Origin of the sequence: Mesorhizobium sp. AD1-1, from assembly GCF_020164655.1 — a bacterium.
GTDB lineage: Bacteria > Pseudomonadota > Alphaproteobacteria > Rhizobiales > Rhizobiaceae > Mesorhizobium > Mesorhizobium ciceri.
The window spans coordinates 207,131-229,968 of the sequence record NZ_JAIUGP010000002.1; the positions used below are offsets into that span (position 1 = coordinate 207,131).

Below are 22,838 nucleotides of genomic sequence, written 5' to 3' on the forward strand. Positions count from 1 at the left end.
GCTATCGATACAGATCCGCCCGTGTCGGCGGCAGGCCGCTTGGACCGCGCGCGCGCTTGGTCACGACGGTCTGGAAAATCTGTGCCGATGCGCGCTCGAAGGTGATCGAACAGCCCGTCAGGTAAAGCAGCCATAGCCGCGCCCTGGCCTCGCCCACCTCGGCGATTGCCTCATCGAAGCGGGCCTGCAGCCGCTCGGCCCACAGCCTGCAGGTGCGGGCATAGTGCTCGCGCAGGTTCTCGACATCGTAGACGAGAAAACCATGCGCCTCGAGATTGCCTGTTGTCATGCCGATGGTGTCGAGTTCGCCGCCGGGAAAGATATATTTGAGCAGCGCCTTGAACTCCGGCCCCTTGCGCAAGGTCTTCTTGATGTCGCCCTTGCTGCGCCGGGTGATGGCGTGGTGCAGATAGATGCCGCCCGGCTTCAGCAGGCGATGAATGGTCTTGAAATAAGTCGCATGGTTGGCGAGCCCGAGATGTTCGAACATGCCGATCGACGAGATCTTGTCGAAGCTGCCGGTGAGTTCCGCATAGGATTTGATCTCGATGGTGATGCGGTCCTCCAGCCCCTCGGCGCGAATGCGTTCGCGGGCCAGCTCGGTCTGCGCCTGCGACAGCGACACACCGTGGCCGACGACGCCGTAGTTCTTCGCCGCATGGATCAGCATGGCGCCCCAGCCGCAACCGATGTCGAGCAGTCGTTCGCCCGGTTTCAGCCGGAGCTTGCGGCAGATGTGGTCGAGCTTGTCGACCTGCGCCTGGTCGATGCCATTGGCGAAATCCTTGAAGTAGCCGCAGCTATAGACCATGCGCTCGTCGAGAAAGAGCCGGTAGAAGGCGTTCGAGATGTCATAGTGATGCTGGATCGCCTCCTGGCTCGAACCGCTGACATAGGGATTGCGCCCCGACAGATCGGTCCGCGCGCTCATCTGCTTGCGTGCCAAAAGCACGGAAGGCAGGTCGCGCAGGATCGCCATTTTCGGCAGCGACTTGAGCTTGGTTCTGAGCTTGCCTTGCGACGGCAGGGCATAAAAATCGAAGATCGTCCCGTCTTCGATGTCGATGGTCTTGGAAATCCACATCTCGATCAGCGTCGACAGGGACGGTCGCTTCACGATCTGCCAGACGATGTCCTGGTCGTTGATGGTGAGCACCGGACCAGTGGCGGGGCCTATCCGCTCCCCGGTCCACAGCCTGACCGCAAAACCCGGCTTCAATGTTTCGATCACCGTTCGAACGATGCGAGCGGCCTTTTCGGCTGCCTCCATGCGATTCCTCCGAATGCTGGCTCCGGGGCAGAAGTTTGCCCGGTCGGCCTGGCAATCGCAAGCCGGCCCGCACCAGGCCCGCCCGTTGGTTAATTTCAGACCTGCACCTTGTCTTTTGCTGCAATGCACCCCATCATGAGTATGTGTTCAACAAATCGAAAGGAGGTGATCCGATGTCGAGTGATTTCGTTTTCCAGAACGTGGCCTCAGCGGATTGCACTTTCGGGAAGCAGTCTTCCCGTTAAGGCGCGAAATGCGCGGCGGCTGACCTGATAGGTCATCGCCATGGGCCGCGCCACGGACGGAAACACGGAAGGCCGCCGGCTTCGAAAGAAGCGGCGGCCTTTTCCGTTTGCGGACCAGACTACTGGGTCAATGCGACCTTTTCGGTGTTGCGAATGATTTCCTGAAAGGCGTCGTCCAATTCGGCTCCGGTGGACACGTCGAAGAAATGCCTCTTGGCGGCGGAGGTATCCTTCGACGAACAATCCTTCAGCACCGCCTTTGCCTGGTCCCGCTCGGTTGTCGACATATCCTTGTCGTCCAGATCGAAGCCGATGGTGAAAATCTCGATGCCGTCGTTTTTCATGTTGTCGCACAGCGTTTCGGCGTTGCCGCGCGCAAGGGTGCCCTGCCTGTTGTAGCTGTCCCCAGCACCGGCGAAGGCCGTATTGAACTGGCCATCGGTCATCAGGATCGCGACCTTGGCGATCTTCTTCGGATCGGCATCCGAGGCACCCTTGCCAAGACCGGCATTCCTGATCGCAGTGCGCCATTGCGGCGACAGCATATAATAGGTCCACTGAATGGCGATCGCGCCGGCCGTAAACCCATTGGCCCGGAAGTCCTCGATCGATTCAAGCAAGGCATCGGAATCGGCGGTCAGCGGGATCACTTTCGCATCAGGACACCTGTTCATGTCCCCGTCACCGAGATGATCGTCCCGGTTGACCAGGGCATAGAATTTCTTGCCGTTCCCGTCGGTGCGGACAGTATCCGGGCCGTCGGCGCTCATATCCGCGTTGCCGTTCTTGTCCTTGCGCTCGGTGGCGCAATTGTCGGGGCGTGGCATCGCCGCGCCGACAATGGAGATGTAGTCGCTGAAGGACGGCAGCAGATTTTTGCCTGTCTTGGCGACGAGAAGCGGACTGCCGACGATGGGTGGGAGCTCAGAGCTGCCTTGCTTCTCGGCATAGATGTTTTCCGCCAGCTTGCCGGCGTTGACGCCAGATGCGTAAGGCACAATCGCGACGCGGATGCGGGGGTTCTGCGGATCCTGTTTCTGCAGCATCGTCTGGACAGCGTTTTTTGCAGCTGTTTTCAGATCGCCGATTTTGTCGACCTTGCCGCGCTTGGCCATCGACCCCGTTATGTCGAGCATCATCGCCACTTCTACGGTCTTGTCCGAATAGAGCGCCGTCGTGGAGGCGGCGACGCGTTTCATGTCGCCCGTGCCAAAAATCGGGAAATACAGCCCGACATCGACATGGGCGTCGGCCTGGACCGTCTTGGCGGTCCTGTTGACGATCAGCCTGTCGAGTACGATCTGGTCGGCCTGCAGAATGCCTGCCTGGCTGTTGGCGTCAAGAAAGGCCTGCACCGATTTGTTGGCATCGGCTTCCTTGATGGCGCCGGTCGTTAGGTCGCGTGCCGTCGATGTGACCGCGGCGTCGACGACGCCTTGGAGGCTCGATCTGGCATTGTAGAGCTGCGATACGTTGACCGAGAAGCCAACAGCCAGCGCCAAGACCGAGGCGCTGAGGCCGAACAGGATTGCGAAATTTCCACCGCGATCCCTGGCGAACCCGCCGACCGCGTGAACAAGACCCCCGTAATTCCGCATCCTACAGCCTCCATTCGCCTCGGCCTCGTCGCCGCGGACAGGGCAATGCAGGATTCCCGCCGGATGACGCCGCTGGCTGGTAGAAGGCCGGCCGCTTGCCGCCAAATCATTGTTTTTGTTCGGCTTCAAGCTCCGCAAAGGTGAATGACTGGTAAACAGAAAAGCGCGGCCGCGGCTGCGTTTACGAGCCGGTTACCATGCTCAAGACGAAGCAATCACGGAATCCCGATGACGTCCTGTTGCGGGACAGGGTCCGTGTGCCGAAGCGGGCCAGTTGTCCCTAGACTGCAGGGCGCGAAATGATCGGATCCAACGCCTCCGGCCGTCGAAAGACCAAAGCGCCATCACGTTTGAAAAACCAGGGCCGCTTTTTGGCCGCGCGCCTCAAGGGGTGTTGAGATTCAGGTCAGGCCAGGTCGAAAATGATGGCTTTCGAGAACCGGAGCGGAGCGGACATTTGGTCAGTGAGCACCGGAAGCGCAGAAAGCCGTCATTTGCAGACCGGCCTCACCTGAATCGACATACCTTTAGGCCAGCATCTGTGCGCCGACGGTCCTGTCGATACCGTGGTAGGGCGGGTTGAACAGATTGCCTTCCTGTTCATAGGTCCATACCTTGAACAGGCTGAGCCGGTGGGCGCCGAAACTATGCAGCAGCGGCACGTCGGTGGCGTCGCGGCCGCGGGCGATGACGATGCGGCCGATTCTTGGCGTGTTGTGGCGAGGATCGAACGTGTACCATTTGCCGTCGAGGAACACTTCCAGCCACGCCGAAAAGTCCATCGGTGCCGGATCGGCTGGCACGCCGATATCACCGAGATAGCCGTTCACATAGCGTGCCGGAATATTCATGCAGCGGCAAAGCGTGATCGCCAGATGAGCGAAGTCGCGGCAGACCCCGACGCGTTCCTCATGCGCCTGAGCCGCCGTGCGGGTCGAGCGCGCATAGCCATAGCCGAACGACAGCCGGTTGTGGACATAGTCGACGATCGCCTGCACGCGCGCCCAGCCGGACGGAATGTCGCCGAAGAGCTGCCAGGCCAGGCTGCTCAGATGATCCGTCTCGCAATAGCGGCTGCCCAGGAGATAACCGAGAACTTCGTCCGGCAGGTCCGCCACCGGCACTTCCCTGGCCAGGGTGTTTACCTCGTCCGTCTCGCCGCTGTCCTCGACGACCGCGTCGTACAGGATGCGAAAACCACCGGCGGGCGCTGTGAAGCGCCGGCAGGCATTGCCATGCAGATCGTGGTACAGCCTTGTCGGCACCGCGGGCGAGGTCAGCACCCGCGTCTGCCGCTTGATATCAGCCTGCCTGTCCCGATGGATCTCGAGCACTGAAATCACCGGCGTGGCGGCTACGCATTCGATGGCGATTTCATAGCCGAGCCGGATCAGCATCGTTGGTCCCCCCTTCGATCTTGTGAGAAGCAGTCCTTCCCAAACGCCCGGAGGATACCGTGGTTCCCTGGGCCGATCGAAAAGCCCACCCCGTGTCTTCCCCTGCCGCGGTCGAGACGTTAGGTTCGGCAACCCCACCAGCGCTCCCCGGACTCAAGGAAAATCATGTATTCAAGCAGAAAATTCGCGGCCTTCCTCTTCGACATGGACGGCACGCTCATCAATTCCATCGCCTCGGCGGAACGGGTGTGGAGCGATTGGGCACGCCGCCAGGGCCTCGACGTCGCTGCCTTCCTGCCGACGATCCATGGCGTACGCGCGATCGAGACCATCACCGGCCTGGCGCTGCCGGGCGTCGACCCGGCACACGAGGCTGATCTGCTGCTGAAGGCCGAGGCGGCCGATCTCGAAGGCATTATCCAGATCGCCGGCGCCGTGGCATTTCTCGATTCGCTGCCGCCCGAACGCTGGGCGATCGTAACCTCCGCCCCACGTGAGCTGGCGCTGTTGCGCATGAAGGCCGCGGGCATCCCCGTCCCGGCCGTCATCGTCGCAGCGGAAGATGTCTCCCGCGGCAAGCCGGCGCCCGATTGCTTCCGGCTTGGCGCGGAACGGCTCGGCTTCGACGCGCGCGACTGCCTCGTGTTCGAGGATGCCCCGGCCGGCATAGCGGCAGCCGAAGCGGCGGGCGCGGCGGTCATGGTCATCAGCGCCACGCACAAGCACCCCTTGCCAACGCAACACGCCGCGATCGCGGGCTACGACATGGTGGGCATCACCGTCGACGAGCGTGGCTGGATCGCGCTCGAGCCGCAGCGCAACGCCGCCTAGGCCGCGTCTAGAAATCGCTGGTCAGGCCCTTTACCTCCCAGTCGCCGTAGCGGCCGGGCTCCTTGCCGCCGCGGCCGCCGATTTCCTTCGGCGCCGAGGCTTCCTTTTCCAGGTACTTTACACGCCTTGCTTCGGCTTCCGCGAGCGCACGTCTGGCTTCCGGCGTCAGCGCCTTTGGCTCGACATCATGGGCAAGCTCGGCATCGGTTTTACTGGCTTCGTCGTTCATGCGATATTTCCAGCGGATTGAAACGGGAACTGGTGTTTCCCATCATATAGCGATGAGACGAAGCGGATCGACCCCTTTTCGCTATCACCTGGACAGGAGCAGACGATGAACACACTTCGCACCGCCATGCTTCTTGCCGCGATGACCGCGCTGTTCATGGGCGTCGGCTTTTTGATCGGCGGAACCGGCGGCATGATGATCGCGCTGCTGATCGCCGCCGGCACCAATCTGTTCAGCTACTGGAATGCCGACAAGATGGTGCTGTCGATGAACCGTGCCGTCGAGGTCGACGAGAAGAACGCGCCCGAATATTACGCCATCGTCCAGTCGCTCGCCAAACAGGCCGGCCTGCCCATGCCGAAGACCTACCTGATCGACAATCCGCAGCCGAACGCCTTTGCCACCGGCCGCAACCCGCAGAACGCGGCGGTCGCTGCCTCCACCGGCCTGTTGCAGGCGCTGACGCCTGAAGAGGTCGCAGCCGTCATGGCGCACGAACTCGCCCATGTGCAGCACCGCGACACGCTGACCATGACGATCGTCGCCACCTTTGCCGGTGCCATTTCGATGCTCGGCAATTTCGCCTTCTTTTTCAGTGGCAATCGCGACAACAATCCGTTCGGCTTTGTCGGCGTGCTGGCGGCGATGATCGTAGCGCCCTTTGCCGCGATGGTCGTGCAGATGGCGGTCAGCCGCACCCGCGAATACGAGGCCGACCGACGTGGCGCCGAAATCTGTGGACACCCGCTCTGGCTGGCATCGGCGCTTGACAAGATCGCCCGCGGCGCCGAACGCATCCGCAACCCCGATGCCGAGCGCAATCCCGCGACCGCGCATCTCTTCATCATCAATCCCCTTCACGGCGAGCGCATGGACAGCCTGTTCTCCACCCACCCCGCCACTGAGAACCGCATTGCAGCCTTGCAGGCGATGGCGCGCGACATGGCCGGCAGCGAAACCCGGGCTGCACCGCGCCAGGCCTCAACGCCACGCCAGGCGGACGAACTGCGGCCATCCGGCCCGTGGGATCAGACAGCACGGCCCGAGCAGCCGGCGGAGCCCGCCAAGCCCAAATCCAACCCATGGGGTCGCAATCCGACCGGGCCCAGGGGCCGGTGGTCGTGAGCGTGGCGGACAGAGGACCTCGACGCACGGTTTCAGGTGATCAGGAACACAGGGACGGCGGCGACTTCGTCGCCGGTCTCGCCGCGCGCAAGGCAGCGGCCCGCCTGCTGGCCGCCGTCATCGATGCCAGGACACCGCTTGACGGGCTGACCGATCACGAGAACGGCCACCCGCAATACAAGGCGCTCGATTTGCGCGATCGCGGCCTTGTCCGCGCCATTCTGGTCACCGCGCTGCGCTATCGCATGACCATATCGGGGCTCTTGGCGCGGCGCCTGGAAAAGCCGCTGCCGCCCAATGCCACGGCGCTGTCGCACATATTGCATGTGGCGGCCGCACAGATCCTGTTCCTCGATATTCCCGACAGCGCCGCCGTCGACATTGCGGTGACCCATGCCAAGTCCGATCCGCGCACGGTGCGGTTCTCCGGCCTCGTCAATGGCGTGCTGCGCACACTGGCACGGGCCAAGGAAACGGAATTGCCTGCCGCCCTTGCCGCCACCGACGAGGCGCCCGAATGGTTTTCCGACAGGCTGAAGACTACCTACGGCAACGAAAAGGCCAGACAGATCCTCGAAGCGCACCGCGTTGAGGCGCCGGTCGACTTCTCGGTCAAGGCCGATCCCGGACTCTGGGCCGAAAAACTCGGCGGCATCGTCCTGCCGACCGGCACGGTGCGGGTCGAGAATCTTGTCGGTCCTGTCACCGAATTGCCTGGCTTTGCCGAGGGCGCCTGGTGGGTCCAGGACGCCGCGGCCAGCCTGCCCGCCCGACTGTTCGGCGATGTCACGGGATTGCGGGTTGCCGATCTCTGCGCCGCGCCCGGCGGCAAGACCGCGCAGCTGATCGTTGCCGGCGCGAAGGTCACCGCCGTCGACACGTCAAAAAACCGGCTTGCGCGGCTGACGCAGAATCTCGAGCGCCTCGGCCTGTCCGCCGAGATCGTCCAGGCCGACCTGCTCAAATTCGAGCCGAAGGAATTGTTCGACGCCGTTCTCCTCGACGCGCCCTGCTCGTCGACCGGCACGGTGCGGCGGCACCCCGACGTGCCATGGACCAAGACTTCTGCCGATGTCGAAAAACTGGCCGACCTGCAGCGCAGGCTGCTCGCCCGCACTGTGACGCTGGTGAAGCCCGGCGGCAGGATCGTCTTTTCCAACTGTTCGCTCGATCCGCTCGAAGGCGAGGATCTCTGTCGCGCCTTTCTCGCCGGCACGCCTGAAATCACCAATGATCCGCTGCTGCAAGGCGAGATCGCCGGCATCGATCCATTCCTGACGCCGCAAGGCACGCTGCGCACCACGCCCGCCGACCTGGACCTCGGCGCGCCGGAACGCTCAGGCCTCGACGGCTTCTTCGCCGCTCGCATGCGGCGAGCCGGCTAGGGCTTGAACTGCCGGATTTGCTGCCTTTTTTAGGCAGGACCGGGGGCAGAAGCAGGTGAACCGGCCCGGGCTCGTGGAATTCGCCTTCGCACGAATCGTGCAATCATGTAGACTCGGCGCCGGGGTAGAGGACGATCAGGAGGGGTTTTGGCACTGGCTGCCAGCAGCACGACGCGTCTGTGGACGCTTGTCGCGAAGGAGTTCTGGCGCAAAACGCGCCGGCGCCTGCGCGCCGGGCCTGTCTATCGCTGGCGCTATTCCGGCCGCACGCCGGAACGTGTGCTGATCGCACCGCCGGACCTGCGCCTCGCCGACCCGCAGATCGCACTCGAGATCTATTACGGCCGCTATCCCCTGTCGGGGCATCTGGTCGAGACCGGCGGCAAGTCGCCTTTCCAGATCAACGTGCCCAATCACGGCTGGCAGAAGACGCTGCACGGCTTTCGCTGGCTGCGCCATATGCGCGCCGCCGGCACGGAGCTTGCCGCTGCCAATGCCCGCGCCCTGGTCTCCGATTGGATCACCATGCATGGCAGCCATATTTCCGGCATCGCCTGGGAGCCCGGCACGACGGCCAAGCGCATCATCGCCTGGTTGCAGCACTCCTCGGTCGTATTGCAGGGCGCCGAATTCCCATTCTACCGCGCCTTCCTGAAATCGGTTGCCATGCAGATCCGCTACCTCAGGTCGATGGCGCGCGAAATGCCCGACGGCAAGGACAGGCTGCGGGCCCGCATCGCGCTCGCCTTCGCTGCCTTGTCCCTGCCGGCGCCGGCATCGGCGCTGCGTGGCGCGACCCGCAATCTTGCCGAGGAACTCGACCGCCAGATCCTCGCCGATGGCGGGCACATTTCGCGCAATCCGATGGTCGTCCTGGAAATCCTCGCCGACCTCCTGCCACTGCGCCAGACCTATGCCAACCAGGCGGAAACCCCGCCGCAGGCGCTGATCGGCGCCATCGACCGCATGCTGCCGGCGCTGCGCTTCTTCCGCCATCAGGATGGCAGCCTCGCCCGCTTCAACGGCATGGGCGCCACCATCCACGACCGCATCGCCACCATCCTGCGCCACGACGACACCGCTGGCGCGCCGCTGCTGCATGCGCCGCATTCCGGCTATGAGCGCCTGTCTATGGGCGGCACCACGGTCATCGCCGACACCGGCCCGCCGCCGCCGGTCGATGTGTCCAATGCCGCACATGCCAGCTGCCTTGCCTTCGAACTGTCGTCCGGGCGCCAGCACTACATCGTCAATGCCGGCATCGACACCTACGGCGCGGCTGAATTCCGGCCGCTGGCGCGCGCCACCGCCGCGCACTCGACCGCCACCATCAACGACACCTCGTCGGCGCGCTTCAGCCACTCGTTGCGCGTCAACGACCTGCTCGGTTCGCCGTTGATCGGCGGCCCGCAGCATGTGCAGTGCAAGCGCACCGATCAGAAAGGCGTTCAGGGTTTCATCGCCCGCCATGACGGCTATGTCGCGCGCTTTGGTTTCCTGCATGAGCGCGAGCTGAAGCTGTCGTCGAACGGCAATGTGCTGGCCGGCCGGGACCGCTTCCAGCGCCCCGGCAGTGCCGCGATCCGCAACAATGGCCGCGACTTCGTCACCGTCCGCTTCCACGTTCATCCCGATGTCAACCTTTTGCAGGACGAGCATGACCGCCTGGTGCTGGCCGCCGATCAGGCCGACACCTGGGTGTTCACATCGGCCGAAGTGGTGCCGGAGGTCGAGGAATCGATCTATTTCGCCGGTCTTGGCGGCCCGCGCCGCAGCCGCCAGATCGTGCTTGCCTTCAAGGCCTCGGAAATCGCCGAAGTCCACTGGCAGCTGACCCGCACCAGCATCGCCGGCTACCCGGAAAACAACTGACCCACCTGACCGCTGGTTTGATTTCCGGGCGGCATGTGCTACGGGCCGGGCATCCACCACACCAGTCGTGAAAGGCCGCCAGCCCATGGCCGTCGCCGCCAAGAACATTCCCGCACCAGACCTGGTTCCCGTGCGTCGCGCCCTGCTCTCCGTTTTCGACAAAACTGGCCTCATCGATTTCGCCAAGGCGCTGGCAGCCGCAGGCGTCGAGCTGGTCTCGACCGGCGGCACGGCAAAGGCGATCGCTGACGCGGGCCTTCCGGTGCGCGACGTCTCCGAGCTCACCGGCTTTCCCGAGATCATGGATGGCCGCGTCAAGACCTTGCATCCCGGCGTGCATGGCGCGCTGCTTGGCGTGCGCGACGATCCGGAGCATTCAGCGGCAATGCGCAAATACGGCATCGAGCCGATCGATCTCGTCGTCTCCAATCTCTATCCGTTCGAGGAGGTCCGCCGCTCCGGCGCCGACTACGCATCGATCGTCGAGAACATCGACATTGGCGGCCCGGCCATGATCCGCGCCTCGGCCAAGAACCACGCCTATGTCGCCATCGTCACCGATCCCGGCGACTATGCCTCGGTGCTGAACGCGCTGGAGATGAACATCGGCTCGCTGTCGCTGGATTTCCGCAAGAAGCTGGCCGCCAAGGCCTTCGCCCGCACCGCCAGCTATGACGCGGCGATCTCCGGCTGGTTCGCCGAAGCGCTCGAGATCGAACACCCGACGTGGCGTGCCTTTGGCGGCAGGCTGGTCGAGGTGATGCGCTATGGCGAGAACCCGCATCAGAGCGCCGGCTTCTATATCAATGGCGACAAGCGGCCGGGCGTCGCCACGGCGCGTCAGTTGCAGGGCAAGCAGCTGTCCTACAACAACATCAACGACACCGACGCCGCCTTCGAGCTGGTCGGCGAGTTCGATCCGGCGCGTTCCGCCGCCGTCGCCATCATCAAGCACGCCAACCCGTGCGGCGTTGCCGAAGGCACCTCGCTGAAAGCCGCCTACGCCAAGGCGCTCGCCTGCGACCCGGTTTCGGCCTTCGGCGGCATCGTCGCGGTCAACCGCACCCTCGACGCCGAGGCGGCGGAAGAGATCGTAAAAACCTTCACCGAAGTCATCATAGCGCCCGGCGCCACTGACGAGGCAGCGGCCATCGTCGCGGCGAAGAAGAATTTGCGCCTGCTGGTCACCGGTGGGCTGCCGGATCCGCGCACGCCGGGCACGACGGTCAAATCCGTCGCCGGCGGTCTGCTCATCCAGGGCCGGGACAACGCCGTCGTCGACGACCTCGAACTGAAGGTGGTGACCAAGAGGGCGCCGACGCCGGTCGAAATGGCCGACCTGAAATTCGCCTTCCGCATCGCCAAGCACGTCAAGTCCAACGCCATCGTCTACGTCAGGGACGGCGCCACCGTCGGCATCGGCGCCGGCCAGATGAGCCGGGTCGACTCCTCACGCATCGCTGCCCGCAAGGCACTCGACGCCGCCGAGGCCGCCGGCCTTGCCGAACCGCTGACCAAGGGCTCGGTCGTCGCCTCCGACGCCTTCTTCCCCTTCGCCGACGGATTGCTGTCGGCGATCGCCGCCGGCGCCACTGCCGTTATCCAGCCGGGTGGCTCGATGAACGACAAGGACGTCATCGCCGCTGCCGACGAGCACGGCATCGCCATGGTGTTTACGGGCGTCCGGCATTTCAGGCATTGACGCACTTCTTCCTTCTCTCCTTGCGGGGTGAGAAGCGGTTCGCGCAGCGAACGAAAAGCCAATTGCCTGGCTTTTCGAGCTTCGAACGCCCTGAGCCCGCGAAGGGCCGGGCGGTGGACGATCCGCCCTGCCGGGTCCCCGCTGCTCCGCAGCGTCCCGGCGTTCGCCAGCCTTTCATCGTGCCACTGGCACGATGAATTCGCTTCGCGAACCGGCCGCTCACCCCACAGGGGGAGAAGGAAGAAAGAACTCAATCCGCCGGCCGGTCCGCTGGATAGGGCGTCTTGACCAGGATCGCCATGCCGATCCCGAGGAACAGCACGATCACCGCCATGCCGAGCCGTGCCGAGCCGCTGGCCAAGGTGACGGACGCGACCATGAACGGCGCCAGGAAACTGGTCGCCCGTCCGGCCAGCGCATAAATGCCAAAATAGCGGCCGGATTCTGCCGCCGTGACGCTGCGCGCCATGTAGGATCGCGACGACGCCTGCACCGGCCCGAAAGCCACACCGATCAACAGGCCGAAGAAGATGTAGGCCTTTTCCGCTGCGGTGCCGAACAGGCCGCCACTGTCCGGTCCAGGCATCATCCAGAGGCCGAACAAAGTATAGCCCGGTCCGGTCGAGACGATGCCGATCGTGGCGATGCTGAGCAGGACCAGCGAGATCATGACGATGGTTTTTGAGCCAAGCGCCGTGTCGAGACGGGCCGCAACCAGGCAGCCGAAGATGGCGACGACGTTGAGAATGATGCCGAAAATACCGATTTCGGTGATCGACCAGTGGAACATCGCTGCTGCGAAAGTGCCCCCCAGCGCCAGCACCGCATTGACACCGTCCTGATAGATCATGCGGGCGACAAGGAAGCGGAAGATGCCGCTGCGCTTGCGCACCTCGCCCAGCGTCACTTTCAGCTCCGCCAACCCCTCTCGCACCGCAGGGCCGATCGGCAGGCCCTTGATGGCATCGGGGGTGAAAAAGAACATCGGCAGGATGAACAGGAAGTACCAGCCGGCTGACAAAGGCCCGGTTGCGCGCGCGTCCTCGCCGAGCTTCGGGTCGAGCCCAAAGAGCGGGTCGGTGCCGATGATCGTCTTGCCGGTCTCCGGCGAACCGGCCAAGCAAGCGACGACGAAGATCAGCGCGATCATGCCGCCGAGATAACCAAGGCCCCAGGCCATGTTGGAGATTCGGCCGATCTCGCTCTTCGGCACCAGGCGCGGCATCATCGAATCGTTGAACACGGTCGAAAACTCGGCCGCGACCGACGCCAGCGAAAAGAACAGCACGACCAGGAAAAGGTTCGAACCGGGGGCCGCGAACCAAAGCATGCAAAGGCAGGTGACCTTGACCGCGGCAAAGAATGCGATCCAGGGCTTGCGCGGGCCGGTCTGGTCGGCAATCGAGCCGAGGATGGGCGACAGCACGGCGATGACAAGACCTGCCGCGGCAATGCCGTAGCCCCAGGCCGCCTGGCCGGTCTCCGGATCGCTCGCCATGCGCGAGACGAAGTAAGGTCCGAAGATGAAGGTCGTCACGACCGTGAAGAACGGCTGCGCCGCCCAGTCGAACAGCATCCATCCCCAGATGCCGCGCCCGGACGCACGCTGCACTGTCTCTACCGTCATCATGATCCCTCGGCACCGGTTCCGTGTCGGGCGCCATGTCTGCATGTTTCATGCGCTCATGCAATGAACGAAGCTCGGTGCCGTACCCTTGACGTTGCCGGGCGTTCACTGTTCGAAAGCCATGCAACCGGCTTTCGTCCGCTACGCGAACCAAGCCCGTATTTTTCTCGTGGGGGAAGCCGGACCGTAGGTCCGGCGCCGTCCTCCACCCCCTGCTTCGCAACGATTGTCGCCGGCGTGGATCTCTTGATTATTAAGTTGACTCTTTTTGTCCGCTTTGACTAATTGCGCTCGCGCAGGGCCGGAACGGTGACCGGCCGAACTGCTCGAAATTGGTCTGACAGGGAATAAGAGATGACGATTGGTCGACAGGCATTGCTGCGCATTCAGGCAAGGCGATTGATTGCGAGCAGTGCCTTGATAGCGGCATCTTTTGGAATGGTGGGGACCGGCCGGGCCCAGGACGTTTCGCCGGACGATGCAACTCAACTGGAAACGATCGTCGTCACCGGCAAGTCGGACCGCGTTGGCGGGCCCGATCAAACGATCGTCGCCAAGGATACGGCGACCGCCACCAAGACCGATGCGCCGATCGTCGACGTTCCCACCTCGGTTTCAGTTGTAACCCAAAAGGAACTGGAGGCGCGCCATGTCGAAAGCCTCCAGCAGGCCGTGGCCTACACATCCAGCGTCCTCACCGACGAGTTCGGCAACGATGACCGATACGACTATATTCGCATCCGCGGTTTCGACCAGACATCGCTCGGTACCTATCGCGACGGCCTGACGGCGCGCATCCCCGCATGGTTCACGGCCAGCCGTCTCGAACCTTACGGACTTCAGCGCGTGGAGGTCCTGAAGGGATCGACATCGACGCTATTTGGTCTCAACGGTCCTGGCGGACTGGTGAACGCCATCACCAAGCGGCCGCTGGACCAGAAGCAGGGGGAGATTTACACGTCCTATGGCGACGGCACCAAGGAGATTGGCGTTGATTTTGGCGGGCCGATCGACGCCGATGGCGTGTGGACCTATCGGCTCACCGGGCTGGCCAAGGATGGCGATCAAGGGTGGGATTATTCCAACGACGACCGGCTTTACATCGCACCTGCGTTGACCATCAAGCCCGAGGAAGGAACCTCGCTCACCATCCTGACTGACTATTACAAGCGAGATGGCACAGGCGCACGCGGCACCCCGGCCGGCGCCAATATCGACATCGGCACCTTCCTGGGCGAGCCGGATTTCAACCGCTTCAACACCGAGCAGGTCGATATCGGCTACCAGTTCGAACATGAATTCAACGAGAACCTCACCTTCCGCTCCAATGCCCGCTACACGCATTTGAGCCTCGACTACGCCGAGGTCTACGGCGCGTCGCTTGACCCCACGGCGGACCGCACGGCATTTTCCGTCGGCGGCCTGTCCAACCGCTATGCCTTCGACAATCAGTTGCAATACGATACGGGCTGGGACCGGGTCGCCAGCAAGACGCTTGTCGGCGTCGACTACGCCAACGACAAGACCCGCGAAAACATCCTCTTCGGCACCGCCGGCCCCATCGACATCGACAACCCGACCTATTGCGGTCTGTCCTGCATCAACCTCGGTCCCTATGTGAACTGGCGGGTCAAGCAGCAGGCGGTCGGTGTCTATGCCCAGGAGCAATTGACGTTTGACGACCGCTGGATCGTCACCCTGGGCGGGCGCTGGGACCGTGTCCATACGACGGCGGACTATCTCGATCTGGGAACGCAGGACGACGACACCGCATCGGCCTTCACCAAGCGCGCCGGCCTGACCTACAAATTCACGCCGAACCTCGCGGTCTACGCCAACTATTCGGAAAGCTTCCAGCCGCTCGTGTCGCCAAGCGCCAACGGGTATGCGGTCTCGGGCTCGTTGAAGCCTCAGGAGGGCAAACAGTATGAGGCAGGCATCAAGTACAAGCCCGACGGCTTCGACGGCCTGTTCACAGCCGCGGTCTTCGACCTTACCCAAACCAATGTTCCGACCTATGTCACGCCTGTTGTCCAGCAGCAGATCGGCAAGGTTGGCGTCCGCGGCATCGAACTCGAGGGTAAGGCCGCCATCGCGGAAAACCTGAACCTGACGCTTGCCTATTCCTACTGGGATGCCGAGATCCTGGAAGACGGCATTGGCGGGAATGCCGGCAATCGGCCGCAGCGCGTTCCTCGCCACCTGGCGTCAGCCTGGGTCGACTATACGCTTCCCGAGGAAGGACCGCGTGGCGACCTGACCATCGGCGGTGGCGTGCGCTATATCGGACAAACCTACGGGGATGACGCGAACACCATTTCGATTGGCGGCTACGCACTGGTGGATGCGGCGATTAGCTACAAGATGACCAAGGACGTGACGTTGGCCTTGAACGCAACGAACCTGTTCGACCGGAAGTATCTGACAACCAGCTATTACGGGACCGAATTCTACGGCGACCGGCTGAAAATCGTCGGCACCCTCAAACATTCCTGGTGAGCTTGCTGAACGCCAAGCGCCGATAACATTGGAAAAGGCGCCACACGCACCCGACAATGCGTGTGGCAATCATCGACGGTTCACATCCCCGTCAGATCGCTCATCAGCCCCGACGCCACCGACAGCCGCGACACGGTGATGTCGCCGCCCTCGGTCAACGCCTGCAGCCGCTCGCGGATGCGCGCCACCCGCTCGCCGCCGGCGTCCAGCCAGGCAGCCACCGGATCGGCCGTCTTGGCGTGGCCGGTGAGCGCCGCCACCGCGATGCCGCGCCGTGCCGCATCGATCGTGTCGGTGGCGCGCGAAAGCGCCAGCTGATCGTAGTAGTCCGATGGCGTGATCGAGCGTGCGGCATCCTCGACACGCGGAATGCGGAAGGCATCGCTGACGGCGAAGAACGCCTTGGCCGCGGCGACGATATCGGCGCCGGCGGTGCGCGCCGTCAGCGCGATGTCGGGGATGAGTTCCGCCACCTCGCTCAGTGCCAGCTGCCCGGCCAAGCTTTCCGGCGCGCCGGCCTTGAACAGCCCATGCCGCTTCTCCTCGATGCGCTCGCGTGAAAAGGCCGGCAGCAGCGAAACGAGCTTGGGCTCCAGCGCCTTGCGGGCTTCCTGCAACTCGGCAATGCGCTGGCTGAGGGGTGCCGTGCCGGCATCGTTCTTCAGATACCAGCCGCTGGTCACATACATCAGCCGGCTGACCATCTGATAGAGATCGAGCTGCACCTGGCCGTCGATCTGGTTGTCGAGCGCGTCGATCTCGCGATAGAGCGCCGGCAAGGCAAAACCGTCACGCACCACCGCGAAGGTCCGCACCACGTCGCCGGCGGTGCGCCCGGTGGCCTCCTGCAGCCGGTTGACGAAGGATGGGCCGCCGCGATTGACCAGATCGTTGGCGACGACCCGTGTGATGATCTCGCGGCGCAGCCTGTGGCCATGGATCTCGGCGGCGTATTTCTTCGCCATCCGGTCGGGGAAATAGCCCATCAGGTCGCGGTCGAAATGCGCGTCATCAGGCACGTCGCTGGCGACGATGTCGGAAAACAGCACAATCTTGGCATAGGCGAGCAGCACGCCGAGTTCCGCTCTGGTCAGCGGTTCGCCACGCGCTTCGCGCTCGGCCAGCGCTGCCGGCGACGGCAGCGTCTCGACGGCACGGTCGAGCAGGCCGCGCGCCTCCAGCGCCGTCATGAAACGGCTCTGATGCGCGATGTCGGCAAGGCCGCGCTTGCGGGCGATCGAAAGCGCCAGCGTCTGCTGGTAGTTGTTGGACAGCACCAGCGAGCCGACCTCCTCGGTCATCTCGGCCAGCAGCTTGTTGCGTGCCGGGCGTGTCAACGACCCCTTGCGCATGGCGGAAGCCAGCGCGATCTTGATGTTGACCTCGACGTCGGAGCAGTTGACGCCGCCCGAATTGTCGATGGCGTCGGAGTTGCAGCGGCCGCCATTCATGCCGAACTCGATGCGCGCCCGCTGCGTGACGCCGAGATTGGCGCCCTCGCCGATCACTTTCGCCCGGACGTCGAGCGCGGTGATGCGAATGGCATCGTTGGCGCGGTCGCCGACCTCGGCATTGGTCTCGGTCGATGCCCTGAGATACGTGCCGATGCCGCCGAACCAGAGGAGATCGACCGGCGCCTTGAGGATGGCGGTCATGATCTCGACCGGCGTGGCGGTGGTCTTGGCCAGGCCGATCGCCGCCGCCGCCGCCGCCGGCAAGGTGATCGATTTCTGGTTGCGCGAGACGATGATGCCGCCTTCCGACAGTTTCGTCTTGTCGTAGTCCTGCCAGCTCGAACGCGGCAGCGCGAACATGCGCTCGCGCTCGGCCATCGAGGCTGCCATGTCGGGATCGGGATCGATGAAGATGTCGCGATGGTCGAAGGCCGCGATCAGCCGGGTTTTCGGCGACAAAAGCATGCCGTTGCCGAACACGTCGCCTGACATGTCGCCGACCCCAACGACGGTGAAGGACGAGGTCTGGATGTCGCGGTTGATCTCGCGGAAATGCCGCTTGACCGCTTCCCAGGCGCCCTTGGCGGTGATGCCCATCTTCTTGTGGTCATAGCCGGCCGAGCCGCCGCTGGCGAAGGCGTCGTCGAGCCAGAAGCCGTGCTTCTCCGAGATCGCGTTAGCGGTATCGGAGAAGGTCGCCGTGCCCTTGTCGGCGGCAACGACGAAATACGGATCGTCCGGGTCGCGTCTGATAACGCCGGCCGGCGGGATGACGCCGTCGAGGCCGATATTGTCGGTGATCGACAGCAGGCTGGAGACGAAGTTCTTGTAGGCCGAAGTACCGGCCTCGAAGATCGCGTCGCGGCCGGCGCTCATCGGCAGCTTCTTCGGATAGAAGCCCCCCTTGGCGCCCACCGGCACGATGACGGCATTCTTGACCTGCTGTGCCTTGACCAGGCCGAGCACCTCGGTGCGGTAGTCCTGGGCGCGGTCGGACCAGCGCAGGCCGCCGCGCGCCACCGGACCGAAGCGCAGATGCAGACCTTCGACCTCGGAGCCGTAGACGAAGATCTCCCGCCACGGCCGCGGCGCCGGCAAGCCCTCGACCGCGTGCGAGTCCAGCTTGATCGCCAGCGACTGGCCCTTTTCTTTCGTATCGGCAACGAAATGATTGGTGCGCAGCGTGGCTTCGATCAGATTGAGGTAGCGCCGGATGATGGTGTCGTCGTCGATGTTCGGCACATCCTCCAACGCATCCTTGATCTTGGCCTTGAGATGCTTTGCGGCCACCACGCCTTCGGTCTCGGCTGTCGGACCAAGCCGGGCGATGAACAGCGCATGCAGGCCACGCGCTATGTCGGGATAGCGGTTGAGCGCGGCGGCGATGAAATCCTGGCTTTGCGGAATGCCGACCTGCTGCAGATAACGGCCATAGGCGCGCAGGATGGTGATCTCGCCAGACCACAGGCCGGCGGTCTGGGCGAGGCCGTTATAGCCGTCATTGTCGACGTCGCCGCGCCAGACGGAGAGGAACGCATCTTCGAACAGCGCGCCGCCATCGGTCAGGTCGATCGGCTGGCCGTAGCTGTTCTCAAGCTCCATGTCATGAATAAAGACTAAGCCGGGCCGATCACTATTGATCGTGCCGACCTGGTCGTCGCCGACCTCGAAAGTGCGCTCGCTGATGACGCGGAAGCCGATGTTTTCCAGCACCGGCACCCGGCGCGACAGCGCCACCGGGCTGCCATGGTGATAGATTTTCAGCGATGCCTGATGCGGCTTCTGCTCGGCATGGCGATAATAGTCGATGGCGATCGGATTGCCGGCGCTGATCTTGGCAATGCGCCCGGCATCGGCCAGCGCCACCGCCGCGCTGAACGAATCGCGGTAGCTTTCCGGCAGCCGCGCGGCGATCGCCTTCAAAGCCTGGTCGCCGCCACTGGCCTCGGCCGCATCGGAAAGGGCGTCCTCCCAGGTACGCACGATGTCGCGGATCGCCGCCTCTATCGTCGCTTGCTCGACCTTCGGCGTCTTGCCGCCGGAGCGGCCGATGATGAAGTGCACGCGCGCCAGCCCGCCCTCGGGAAAGGCCGGGTAGTAGGCCGACAGCCGGCCTTCGAATACGGTTTTCAGATAGGAGCCAATCTTCTCGCGCACGACGCTGTCGTAACGGTCGCGCGGCACGAAGACGAGGATCGACACGAAACGGTCGAACTGGTCGGCGCGCACCAGCGCCCGCACGCGTGGCCGCTCGACCAGGCCCAAAATGGCGGCGGCATGTTTGCGCAGGATCGGCACCGGCACCTGGAACAGCTCGTCGCGCGGATAGCTCTCTAAAACGTTGATCAGCGCCTTGCCGGAGTGATCGTGCCGGTCGAAGCCGGACTTGGCGATGATGGTTTCGGCTTTTGACCTCAGATACGGGATCTTCATCACCGAGCGCGTGTAGGCGGTCGAGGTGAACAGGCCGACGATGCGCAATTCGCCCGCGAGCGTACCCTTGGCGGTGTAGGTCTTGATGCCGATGTAATCGAGATAGATGCGGCGGTGCACGGACGACTTGGCATTGGCCTTGGTGACGATCAGCGGCTCCGGCCCATGCAGGAAGGCGCGGATCTCCGGCGTCGTCGTTACCGCTTCGGTGCCGCGCCTGAGCACCAGCACGTCGGGATCGGACAGGATGCCGAGGCCAGGCTTTTCAGCGCGCTCCAGCGTGCCGCTTTCCTCGCCGCCGGTGTATTTGAACTCGCGCATGCCAAGGAAGGTGAAATTGTCGTCGCGCAGCCACTCTAGGAAGGCGAGAGCCTCGGCAACGCTCTTCTTGTCGAGCGGCACGGCCGTATAGCGGAATTCCGAGATCGCCTGATCGAGGCGGGCCAGCATTGGCCTCCAGTCGTGAACGGCGGCATGAACCTGGCCAAGGATCTTGCGCAGCCGCTCGCTCAATCCGCTCGCCTGCTCGGATGTCAGCCGCGGGATGTGGACATGGATGACGCTCAGCCGGTCGTGGCTGCCATCGTCCTTGGCGAAATTGCCGTCGCCGAGGATTTCTTCCACGCCGCCCTTGCCGTGGCGCACCACGATAACCGGATGGGTGACCAGGGTCGGTTCGCCCGATGTCTCGGTGATCTCGCCGAGGATGGAATCGAACAGGAACGGCATGTTGTCGTTGACGACCGTGACAACCGTCATCGGGCGGCCGTCTCGCACAACGCCCGAATCGGCATCGACGGCGACGACGCACTCGCCTTTCCTATGAGTGGCGACTGCCTGGCCGGCGAGATCGGCAGCCCGCTCCAGGTCGGCCACATCGTAGGGAGCAATGTCTTCAGCTGGCGCGCGGGCGAGCAGATAGTCTGCAAGCCTGGCTGGCCTTTCCTCCGCTTTAAGCGCTGCCGTGGCTTTTTTCTTCGGCTTGCTCGCGGATTTCACGCTGGCCATGACGCACGTCCCTCCCGTCGAATGCTTTTACGACTATGGTAGCAGATGACCGCTGTTTGGCGACAAAGGTTTGACGGCTTGCCAAGAATTATCGGAATTTGGCGACAAGATGCCGCGCAACGAGGAGAAATGACCCATGACCGGCAAAATCAGCGCGCTTGATCTTGGCCAGGGAGAGCTGAGCGAGGCGACAAAAACCTATTTCGCCAAATGCGAGGAGAAGCTCGGCCTCGTCCCCAACGTGCTCAGGGCCTATGCCTTCGACGACAAGAAGCTGCGCGCCTTCACCGACATGTACAACGATTTGATGCTGGGTGAGTCCGGCCTGTCGAAGCTGGAGCGCGAAATGATCGCGGTCGCCGTCTCCTCGATCAATCATTGCTACTATTGCCTGACCGCGCACGGCGCGGCGGTGCGCCAGCTCTCCGGCGACCCGCCGCTCGGCGAAATGATGGTGATGAATTTCCGCGCCGCCGATCTTTCGCCCAGGCAGACGGCAATGCTCGAATTCGCCGTCAAGCTGACGCAAGAGCCGGCCAAGATCGTCGAGGCCGACCGGGCCGCGCTGCGTCAGGCCGGCTTCACCGATCGCGACATCTGGGACATCGCCTCGACCGCTGCCTTCTTCAACATGTCGAACCGCGTGGCTGCGGCAATCGATATGCGGCCGAACGACGAATACCACGCCATGGCAAGGTGACGGATTGCGGCAGGGGCCAGACCGGGGCGTTATATTAGCAGTGTCGCATTCTCGTTGCTTGTTTGCCGGTTTGGTCCGATGATCGGCAGGCGGCATGACCGCATGCCGGTTCGATGCCGCTCACCAAGGGAGGAGAACATGGCGAAGTATCTCTACGTCTATCATGGCTCGGGCAAGATGCCGACCGACGAGGCCGAGCGGAAGGCCGCAATGGACGCCTGGAACGGCTGGTACGGCAAGCTCGGCTCGGCCGTGGTCGACGGCGGCAATCCGGTCGGCATGTCGAAGATGGTGCTGCCCGGCGGCAAGGTCGAGAACAATGGCGGCAGCAATCCGGCCGCCGGCTACACGATCGTCGAAGCGAAAGACATCGACGATGCCGTCGCCAAGGCCAAGGACTGCCCGATCCTGATGAACCCGGCCTTCAGCGTCGAGATCGCGCCGATCATTGAAGTGATGTGACGCGCCGGCTCAGGACCGCGTCGCTATGGCGGCCGCCGCACCGGCCATCGTCGTGGCGCTGATGCGATTGGCGATCTTCATGGCGCGCTTGCTCTTCAAAAGCTTGCGCGCCTGTGATGCGGCGAGCACCCAGGCGAGATCGATGGCGACCAGCACCACGGCCATGGTCGCCGTCAGCTCGACCCAGCCGACGATGCTGACCGAAGCGAGGTCGATGATGGTCGGCAGCAGCGCCAGGTAGAACATCATGATCTTGGGATTGCCGAGCGTCACCGCCATGCCGGCGAAGAACAGTTTTATCGCCGAATCCTCGCGCGGCATCTCGCCCTCTTTTGCATCGACAGGCGCGGCCCACATCTTCCAGGCGAGGTAAGCGAGATAGGCAACGCCGACCCATTTCACCACGACGAAGGCGAAATGGAAGGTCTGCGCCACGACAGCCAGCCCGAACACCGCCAGCGATAGCCAGATGCCCTCGCCGATCCACATGGCGAGCAGGAACGGGAACACGTCGCGAAACCCTTTCGAGATGACGCGGGCGACAAGCGCCGCGATCGATGGCCCAGGCGAGCCCGCGGCAACGAACAGAGCGGCGGCGAAAATCAGGAGCGAGGTGGGGTGCATAACCGGGTCTCTGGTTGAAAACCTTCGATTTCGGATATTAACGCAAGTGGCTCGGCTGCGGTAGCACCGACAAAAGACCCTTGTCGGTCCGGCATGTCGCGGCTAGAAAGGCCATCGCGAAACAATTTTGAGCTTCACTTTGCCTACGTAACCGCCGGTCTCGCCAACTCCCCCGACACACTGCATGACACCGCATTTGCGGTATCTGTTTTCATTTTCATGTGTTCTTCTGGGCGGCGGTTCGAGACCGGTTTGGCACTGCTGAACCGTTGTTGCGCGCTGCCGCCCGTGACATCCGATTTCCGATCATAGCAAGCGACCGCCACGCCGCGCCCGCATGGGCATCTCGACATCGCCGGCCTGATGAACTTCCCGAC

The 22,838-nt window shown here is 63.4% G+C and carries 15 protein-coding genes; 8 read left to right on the top strand and 7 right to left on the bottom strand.

Annotated features, from left to right (window positions below):
* Position 1 precedes the first annotated feature (1 nt).
* From LB519_RS04495 to LB519_RS04505, 3 genes are all read right to left on the bottom strand, one after another.
* Positions 2-1,270, bottom strand: coding sequence for an SAM-dependent methyltransferase (locus tag LB519_RS04495; protein WP_224618838.1), 1,269 nt, complete (start codon positions 1,268-1,270; stop codon positions 2-4).
* A gap of 364 nt (positions 1,271-1,634) precedes the next feature.
* Positions 1,635-3,113: a TadE/TadG family type IV pilus assembly protein gene (locus LB519_RS04500; RefSeq protein ID WP_224618840.1), complete on the bottom strand. Its 1,479-nt coding sequence runs from the start codon at positions 3,111-3,113 to the stop codon at positions 1,635-1,637.
* A 527-nt stretch (positions 3,114-3,640) separates the two neighbouring features.
* Positions 3,641-4,510 carry a transglutaminase-like domain-containing protein gene (locus tag LB519_RS04505; protein ID WP_013529017.1) on the bottom strand — a complete coding sequence of 290 codons (870 nt, stop codon included), beginning with the start codon at positions 4,508-4,510 and terminating at the stop codon, positions 3,641-3,643.
* Positions 4,511-4,675: 165 nt separating this feature from the next.
* Between LB519_RS04505 and LB519_RS04510 the strand changes: the two genes are divergently transcribed.
* Entirely contained in the window at positions 4,676-5,341 is a 666-nt protein-coding gene (locus LB519_RS04510) for an HAD-IA family hydrolase (protein ID WP_063169463.1), read from the top strand.
* 7 nt (positions 5,342-5,348) lie between these two features.
* Here LB519_RS04510 and LB519_RS04515 read toward each other — a convergent pair whose 3' ends face one another.
* A complete protein-coding gene (locus LB519_RS04515) occupies positions 5,349-5,570 on the bottom strand; it encodes a DUF1674 domain-containing protein (RefSeq protein WP_024504209.1) in 222 nt (73 codons plus the stop codon).
* Positions 5,571-5,675: 105 nt separating this feature from the next.
* Between LB519_RS04515 and htpX the strand changes: the two genes are divergently transcribed.
* From htpX to purH, 4 genes are all read left to right on the top strand, one after another.
* Positions 5,676-6,695 (top strand): zinc metalloprotease HtpX, encoded by a 1,020-nt coding sequence (gene htpX, locus LB519_RS04520; protein ID WP_224618841.1) that lies wholly within the window; start codon positions 5,676-5,678, stop codon positions 6,693-6,695.
* Complete coding sequence (locus tag LB519_RS04525) at positions 6,653-8,080, top strand: RsmB/NOP family class I SAM-dependent RNA methyltransferase (protein ID WP_224618842.1); 1,428 nt, start codon at positions 6,653-6,655, stop codon at positions 8,078-8,080. Before htpX ends, LB519_RS04525 begins: the two co-directional genes overlap by 43 nt.
* Positions 8,081-8,227: 147 nt before the next feature.
* Positions 8,228-9,952: a heparinase II/III family protein gene (locus tag LB519_RS04530; protein ID WP_013529012.1), complete on the top strand. Its 1,725-nt coding sequence runs from the start codon at positions 8,228-8,230 to the stop codon at positions 9,950-9,952.
* Positions 9,953-10,037: 85 nt separating this feature from the next.
* On the top strand, positions 10,038-11,654 hold the full coding sequence (purH, locus tag LB519_RS04535; protein WP_224618843.1) for a bifunctional phosphoribosylaminoimidazolecarboxamide formyltransferase/IMP cyclohydrolase: 1,617 nt from the start codon (positions 10,038-10,040) through the stop codon (positions 11,652-11,654).
* Positions 11,655-11,904: 250 nt separating this feature from the next.
* Here the strand turns inward: purH and LB519_RS04540 are convergent, their stop codons facing one another.
* Positions 11,905-13,281, bottom strand: a complete 1,377-nt coding sequence (locus LB519_RS04540) for an MFS transporter (protein ID WP_013529010.1) — start codon at positions 13,279-13,281, stop codon at positions 11,905-11,907.
* 354 nt (positions 13,282-13,635) lie between these two features.
* Here LB519_RS04540 and LB519_RS04545 point away from each other — a divergent pair, with 354 nt between their 5' ends.
* Complete coding sequence (locus tag LB519_RS04545; protein WP_224618844.1) at positions 13,636-15,780, top strand: TonB-dependent siderophore receptor; 2,145 nt, start codon at positions 13,636-13,638, stop codon at positions 15,778-15,780.
* Between the two features lie 80 nt (positions 15,781-15,860).
* Here LB519_RS04545 and LB519_RS04550 read toward each other — a convergent pair whose 3' ends face one another.
* Entirely contained in the window at positions 15,861-20,675 is a 4,815-nt protein-coding gene (locus tag LB519_RS04550) for an NAD-glutamate dehydrogenase (RefSeq protein WP_224618846.1), read from the bottom strand.
* A gap of 136 nt (positions 20,676-20,811) precedes the next feature.
* Between LB519_RS04550 and LB519_RS04555 the strand changes: the two genes are divergently transcribed.
* Positions 20,812-21,375 carry a peroxidase-related enzyme gene (locus tag LB519_RS04555; protein WP_013529007.1) on the top strand — a complete coding sequence of 188 codons (564 nt, stop codon included), beginning with the start codon at positions 20,812-20,814 and terminating at the stop codon, positions 21,373-21,375.
* A 138-nt stretch (positions 21,376-21,513) separates the two neighbouring features.
* Positions 21,514-21,837, top strand: coding sequence for a hypothetical protein (locus tag LB519_RS04560; protein ID WP_013529006.1), 324 nt, complete (start codon positions 21,514-21,516; stop codon positions 21,835-21,837).
* Between the two features lie 9 nt (positions 21,838-21,846).
* Here LB519_RS04560 and LB519_RS04565 read toward each other — a convergent pair whose 3' ends face one another.
* On the bottom strand, positions 21,847-22,461 hold the full coding sequence (locus LB519_RS04565) for a LysE family translocator (RefSeq protein ID WP_224618848.1): 615 nt from the start codon (positions 22,459-22,461) through the stop codon (positions 21,847-21,849).
* Between the last annotated feature and the right edge of the window lie 377 nt (positions 22,462-22,838).